The sequence below is a fragment of the Rhizobium sp. Leaf321 genome, from assembly GCF_001423215.1.
Classification (GTDB): domain Bacteria; phylum Pseudomonadota; class Alphaproteobacteria; order Rhizobiales; family Rhizobiaceae; genus Neorhizobium; species Neorhizobium soli.
The window spans coordinates 1-559 of record NZ_LMOF01000009.1 but is presented as its reverse complement, the minus strand read 5'-3'; the positions used below and the strand labels follow the sequence as shown (position 1 = coordinate 559).

The 559-nt window shown below is 63.5% G+C and carries 1 pseudogene; it reads left to right on the top strand.

Annotated features, from left to right (window positions below):
- Positions 1 to 154: 154 nt before the first annotated feature.
- Positions 155 to 559 (top strand): annotated as a pseudogene (locus ASF70_RS22775) (hypothetical protein); the annotation flags it as partial.

The following is a 559-nucleotide window of genomic DNA, read 5'->3' as shown; positions in this document are numbered from 1 at the left end:
CCATGTATGGATGACGGCTAGGACCAGCGTTGATAGGATCGCCGGAGCGAAACGAACTGAAGCGGGCTCGCTAGTGGAAGGCAGCAGGACGGACGCATACCGGACCAAGACTGGAACCAAGTGGCGCGAAGGAGTGCTTGACCGTTTACGACGGATGGGCACCTCCGAGCTTCTAGTCCTCCTTCTCGTCCTGCCGGTCGCAGCGGAGGCGCACGAGCCCGGTTACGCCGACGCAAAGATCGCCCCGCCCGCACGCACTAACCGCGCGGGCGTCCGTCTCGCCTTTCCTGTCGGTGAACTGCCGCATCGCGGGATGTTGGTCACAACTGGCAACGCCCTGTCGCCGCTGGCTCGCTGGATCGTCATTGATCTCGACCTCATGACGATCCGGCAGGCAACGACCCGTCTAGCCGACGCGGGAGGGCCGGTGAAGATCGTAGGCGAACGCACCGATGCCTTTTCGGATGACGAGCGGCGCAACGTGATTGCGTCCGGGAACGAGGTCTGGATCATGCCGGATCCCGATCCGCCAATGATCGGCGAGCCGACCGACCAACTG